The sequence below is a fragment of the Tardiphaga sp. genome (assembly GCF_044340795.1).
Taxonomy (GTDB): Bacteria; Pseudomonadota; Alphaproteobacteria; order Rhizobiales; family Xanthobacteraceae; genus Tardiphaga.
Genome location: NZ_JBIISY010000398.1, coordinates 1 through 3,528, shown reverse-complemented (window position 1 = coordinate 3,528; position 3,528 = coordinate 1). Strand labels below are relative to the sequence as shown.

The 3,528-nt window shown below is 59.9% G+C and carries 10 protein-coding genes; all 10 read right to left on the bottom strand.

The window, feature by feature from the left end; translation table 11 throughout:
• Nucleotides 1-99 precede the first annotated feature (99 nt).
• Nucleotides 100-291 (bottom strand): hypothetical protein, encoded by a 192-nt coding sequence (locus ACIQ17_RS32170; protein WP_398473609.1) that lies wholly within the window; start codon nt 289-291, stop codon nt 100-102.
• Entirely contained in the window at nt 291-635 is a 345-nt protein-coding gene (locus ACIQ17_RS32165; protein WP_398473608.1) for a hypothetical protein, read from the bottom strand. The genes ACIQ17_RS32170 and ACIQ17_RS32165 overlap by 1 nt, the downstream gene beginning before the upstream one ends.
• Nucleotides 632-910, bottom strand: coding sequence for a hypothetical protein (locus tag ACIQ17_RS32160; protein WP_398473607.1), 279 nt, complete (start codon nt 908-910; stop codon nt 632-634). The genes ACIQ17_RS32165 and ACIQ17_RS32160 overlap by 4 nt, the downstream gene beginning before the upstream one ends.
• Entirely contained in the window at nt 903-1,067 is a 165-nt protein-coding gene (locus ACIQ17_RS32155; protein WP_398473606.1) for a hypothetical protein, read from the bottom strand. Before ACIQ17_RS32155 ends, ACIQ17_RS32160 begins: the two co-directional genes overlap by 8 nt.
• On the bottom strand, nt 1,064-1,282 hold the full coding sequence (locus tag ACIQ17_RS32150) for a hypothetical protein (protein WP_398473605.1): 219 nt from the start codon (nt 1,280-1,282) through the stop codon (nt 1,064-1,066). The genes ACIQ17_RS32155 and ACIQ17_RS32150 overlap by 4 nt, the downstream gene beginning before the upstream one ends.
• Complete coding sequence (locus tag ACIQ17_RS32145; RefSeq protein WP_398473604.1) at nt 1,275-1,613, bottom strand: hypothetical protein; 339 nt, start codon at nt 1,611-1,613, stop codon at nt 1,275-1,277. The genes ACIQ17_RS32150 and ACIQ17_RS32145 overlap by 8 nt, the downstream gene beginning before the upstream one ends.
• A gap of 61 nt (nt 1,614-1,674) precedes the next feature.
• Entirely contained in the window at nt 1,675-1,917 is a 243-nt protein-coding gene (locus tag ACIQ17_RS32140) for a hypothetical protein (RefSeq protein ID WP_398473603.1), read from the bottom strand.
• Nucleotides 1,914-2,192: a hypothetical protein gene (locus tag ACIQ17_RS32135; RefSeq protein ID WP_398473601.1), complete on the bottom strand. Its 279-nt coding sequence runs from the start codon at nt 2,190-2,192 to the stop codon at nt 1,914-1,916. Before ACIQ17_RS32135 ends, ACIQ17_RS32140 begins: the two co-directional genes overlap by 4 nt.
• On the bottom strand, nt 2,189-2,692 hold the full coding sequence (locus tag ACIQ17_RS32130; RefSeq protein WP_398473600.1) for a hypothetical protein: 504 nt from the start codon (nt 2,690-2,692) through the stop codon (nt 2,189-2,191). Before ACIQ17_RS32130 ends, ACIQ17_RS32135 begins: the two co-directional genes overlap by 4 nt.
• The coding region (locus tag ACIQ17_RS32125) for a hypothetical protein (protein WP_398473599.1) at nt 2,689-3,528 on the bottom strand (840 nt) is incomplete at its 5' end. The genes ACIQ17_RS32125 and ACIQ17_RS32130, both read right to left, overlap by 4 nt.

Sequence of the window (3,528 nt, the reverse complement as noted above, 5' to 3'; positions counted from 1 at the left end):
ATGTCAGACTTGATGCGTGTCATTTGGGCCTCAAAATTGGGTTTTCGTTAAGCTGAGAAACGCTGCAAAATCTTTCGGATTGCCGCAGCGCCGCGCTCCTTACTGATGACCGGCAGCAAGCCGGATCTGTTCTTCGGGGCTGTCGATGGTCATCGTGTAGCCGCAGCACTTCGGCCAGCCGTGACGCATTGCGCCTTCGCTGTCGGTGCGCTGTGTCGATCCGCACGATCGGCACCAGACCTGACCGCGCTTGAGCTGGGGGACTTCCGAGATGACTTTCGCGAAATTCATCACGTCTTCTCCTGGGTGGTGTTCTGCAGGCAGTTATCCGGAAATTCCGGAGAGCTGGATCGGGCGGCTTTCGCCGCGGCTTCTTCGCAGGCCTGTCGGATCACCGGCAGCCATTTGGTCAGCAGCACCCGCGGATAGAGGCGGTGCACGGTTTCTTCTTCCGGCAGCGGGACGTGCCAGTAAGGGCCAAGATTGCCAGCGATCGACGGCCCCATGTCGATCCATGCTTGCGACCAGTCGAGCTGGTTGAACCGCTCGATCGCACGCTCGGAGCGGATCGGATAGCCATCCAACATCCAGTCCTTATGCGTCAGGCCTTCAAGCCAGGCAGGGCGTTCGCTCACGGCTTCTCTCCGTCATGCGGAATAGGCGAGGGAGCCCCGAACCGCAAAATTAGAGCCGATGTCTCAGCCCACACCGCTCCCGCGCGGCAGGCCTCAGAAGCTGTTGAAGCTTCTTCCAGCGTGGCGTCTGGGTAGAGTTCGCGGATACGAGCGACGGAGGGCATTGCGGCCCATCCGATCGTGTTGTCGCCAAGTTCAGCGTCCAGCGTTTCCGAGAGGTCGTAAGCCAGCGCTAGTGCTGCCTGCCTGACGGCCGTCGCGAATCCATCATCCATTGCTGCTCTCCGGTTCATCGTCCCACGGCACCTGATCGGCGAAAGCTTCAGAAGCCCCGTCGAGTTCCTTGATCGCGTCGGAATCCAAGCTGCCGAACGCCACGACGCGAGCAGCGATGATGAGACGGACCATCTCCGGGGTGAGGGATTGGCTCATTCCGCCTCACTCCCGCGCGGTTGAGAGGTGATCGTTGAACCCGCCGAGAACGATCTGCCGTCCTGGCTGAAGCCGGCGTTTCGGAAGATGTCTTTCGACCGCATCGCAGCCTCCCAACCGGCCCGATAGATCGGGTCCGCGTCGTCGTGGATCGGCGTGTTGTCGAGGGCGTCGAAAAAACCCTCGTGATAGTAGGGGTGGGACTGGTCAACCATTGTCGCCCTCCGTCGCAAGGAGCGTGAGAGCCTCACGCGCCACGTTCTGAAAATGCCATGCAGCCCATCCGGGGCCGTAAGAATTTCCGCGCAGTTCGCCGAACTTATCGACGTCAAGCGCCTTCGAGGTCGGTGTGTCTCGGATCGCTGTCAGTGCCTTTACGGCGGCGTCGCGTTCGGCGCGGAGCTGAGTGATTGCCCTCGCACCTTGGCCAGCGAGCCAATCGAGATTCTGATTTCGATAGATGCTAATTTCTTCTTTGCGAAGATCCTCGGCAATATCGATTATTTCTTGCTCGGTGAGTTTGACGATATCGGCCTCGGTGCTCATGGGCGGCTCCTGTGTGCAGTATCCGAAACAGCCGAGATCTCGGCAGCGCTTTGTCCCGCAATCAGCCATGACGATCGTCCCCAAAGAGCGCGACGCTGCGGCATTCGACCTCAGCATTCCATGCGCGAACGGCGTCCGATCGGTTGTCACCATTGACACCAACGAAGTGCTCGTCTTTGCCGCCCCGATAGCAGCCAGCGTACCAAGGTGCAGGGCCAAGTCCCTTCGGCCAAGGTCCGCATTTATCGATATCAGGCTGTCTGCCGCATACAGGGCAATCCTTGATCATCTTGGTCAGCGTCATTTGCGCTCCTCCGGCTGGTGACAGTACCGGCAGCTGTCCGGATTGAAGCCGCGACCTGACGGCAGGCTGTAGTCGCATTCTCCTGTAGGGCTTTGCGGGCACCACCAGCCGTGCTTCTCGGATGAGCACTCATTGCAGATTGGAAACGAAGAAGATGGGCAATCAGGGCGGCTCGGTCCCCACACATGCACACACCTGGCTTGTATTTCCGCGATGCGCTCTTGCTTCTCGCGGATTTCGCCCCTGATCTGATTGATGGTTTCGAAGGCCTTCATGACGCACCATCCGTTTCCTGATTGCCCGTAAGCGCTGGAGCCGGATCGAGGATCGTGCGCGCAGCCCGAACTTGCTGAGGGGTGATGGCCAGATCGACGCCGCTGATGTGATCTTCCGACGCCGGGTCGCCATCTCGTTCCAGCGCGATATCGGCGAATGGCCTAAGCGTGTGCTCTAGGCCAGTGACGCGGAGCCTGGTTGATGCCAGCTCAACTTTGAGGCTGCGGGCTTCCTGCTCGGCGCTGTTGCGTGACGCTTTCAGGCGCTCGATCTGTTCGAGGCGCGCCAGCATATCGCGATCGTGCTGTTCCTGCAGATCGAAAACGCCATGCTTCTTGTCGTCGTCGCGGCGGTTGAGCGCGACTGCACCCCATGATAGGCCGCCACGCCTGATGTAGACGCAGGTGTCGCCGAACCGATCTTTGATCGACTGCATGTCTACAATCAGCTTCCCAATCTTGACCATGCGATCTTCGGCGTCGTCAGCAGGTTCTGTCATGACTGCGGCACTCCGGTCTGGCGGTCATTGCGAGGGTCCGAGGGAGGCGCCAGCAGCGGAGCGACGTGCGTCACGTGTCCACAAAGGCCGTTCCAGACCCAGCCGCCGCCATTGAAGTCGGTCCAATAGCCGACGTGCCAGCCTTCCCAGTTGCGCATGCGGAGTTCTTCATCGGGCTCCCACTGCGCCTGATCGTGAACGACATAGAGCAGGACGCGCTTGTCGATCTCAGGCGTCCACTCCGATGCGTGCGTCGCGCTTGTCGGGGCGTTGTCGCTGCTTGCAGCAGAGCGCTGCACCGCTGTTTTTAAGGCGTTAATGTAACCCGCAGTGGCCGGCGCGTCCTTCCACGCTGGCGTCTCCCAGCGGTCGATCACCGCTTGAGCTGCATCTAGCAGACCGCCTCCCAACGAAACCCCTGTCCGATCCATGTGACGCCGGATTTCATCACACGCAAAATCTAACAGCTTGCGCTCGGCCTCTTTAGTTAGGCGGTTAATTTCATTTTCGTTGGCGCACCAGCCCTTCAGGGTGAGGTCGATGGCCAGCGCGTGGATACGCTCGCCTGCATCAGCAGGGCGGACGGTTGGTGCGGCAAATACTCGCTTCAGCTTCTTCGTCATGATGTAGGCCGACGCCCTTGCAGTCGGGTCATCGTGCACATCGGCAAAAACACAGGCTACACCTTCGATTTCTTCCTGGGTTGGCTCGGACGCATCGTCGCAGCCGTTCACTGTTGGGGCATGATCGCTGGCGTAGGCGCGCATCGCTTTGATGATCAGTTCGCGATCGTGCTGCCAGATCGGGCCGAATTCTTCGTATCCAGAAGCGATGGC